This window comes from Arthrobacter sp. CAN_A2 (assembly GCF_015752045.1).
Lineage (GTDB): Bacteria > Actinomycetota > Actinomycetes > Actinomycetales > Micrococcaceae > Arthrobacter_D.
Genome location: NZ_JADOUS010000076.1, coordinates 1 through 1,170, shown reverse-complemented (window position 1 = coordinate 1,170; position 1,170 = coordinate 1). Strand labels below are relative to the sequence as shown.

Annotated in this window: 1 protein-coding gene and 1 pseudogene; both read right to left on the bottom strand. The window is 62.3% G+C overall.

The annotated features are described in order from the left end of the window. Positions 1–86 precede the first annotated feature (86 nt). A pseudogene (locus IWX63_RS16660) lies at positions 87–347 on the bottom strand (SAM-dependent methyltransferase); the annotation flags it as partial. A gap of 497 nt (positions 348–844) precedes the next feature. Then, positions 845–1,170 (bottom strand): hypothetical protein (locus IWX63_RS16910; protein WP_334685966.1); only part of this gene is annotated, 326 nt, incomplete at its 5' end.

Here is a 1,170-nt window from a genome sequence, read left to right as displayed (position 1 = left end):
CCCTCGGCTTTCGGAACCTCACCCACTACATCGCCCGATCGCTACTCGAATCAGGCGGCTTCAGACCGTGCTTCCACTCTCAATTACGATGAGCCGGAAAAGCTCTCGAAGATGTTGCCGGGCCCGTCGAGATCTCCTGCAACATACGCACGGCTCAGCCCGAGCTGATTCGGGGACCACAGCATTCGCCGTAGTCCCTTCCGGGAATGGAACTCGATCACGGGGGCGCCGGGGGGCCCTGCTTCTGATCCGTCCCACGCCCGGAGCCGCAGCGGAATCTCCTCGGTGCCCAGGACGATCCCCAAGGCATCGGCCAACTGTGGTGCCACTCCCTTTTTCTTGCCCATGGACACTGTCTACTACGACTTGTTCGTACGGACCAGAGCTCGTGTGGTGCCGGCCGACCACGCTCGCCGCAGTCATCCGGTGCGCCGCCTCGGTGCGTCATCAGGGGCAGGGTCCTGTCAGCAGGCGACTTGGCAGCCGTTCCGCTGCCACTCCACTGCCCCATACCTCGTGGAGACTCCTGCTTCGGTGAACCGAAGCAGGACCTCACACAAACGTCGCTGCCTGCTCGGGCAACAGGTCGGCTCACCGACGGGCGCGACGCCACACGGACCCGAGCGGAGTCTCTCCTCTCACGGCCCCGGACACCAGTCCGCGATCGGTGGAGTGCTACACCGGTCGCTTCCCGGACGGACCCGGGATGACACCCGCGCGGATTTCCCCTTACCAGAGGGGAGGGTGACACCGGCCGGGTCCCGGCGCCGGCGCCGCCGGCCTCGGCGCATCCGGTGGGGGAGGGCAGGAGTGGTTTTGTCCTGTGGGCGGGAGGGTTGTATAGTTATGGAGTTGCCCCGGTGAGGGCGACAAGCCCCCCAACTGGACGAAGCGGTTCGATCGCGTACAGCGCGTGTCGGAAGCGGCTTCTTCCAGTGTCTTCGTAGGGCTTTTCTGCTCGATGGTTCCAGTGCTGGTGTGACAATCGGCCGGACCGAAGCGGATTTGCGGTTATGGAGTGGGTGCGGGTAGGCTTGAAAATCTGCTCCGGAGCGAGAATGTGACTGTTGTGGTTGTGTTTGGTGCCGGTTGTTCCTGTTGTTTGAGAACTCAATAGTGTGCCAAGTTTGTTGATACCGATTGTTTTTTGATTGGTTGAATTGGCTGGTT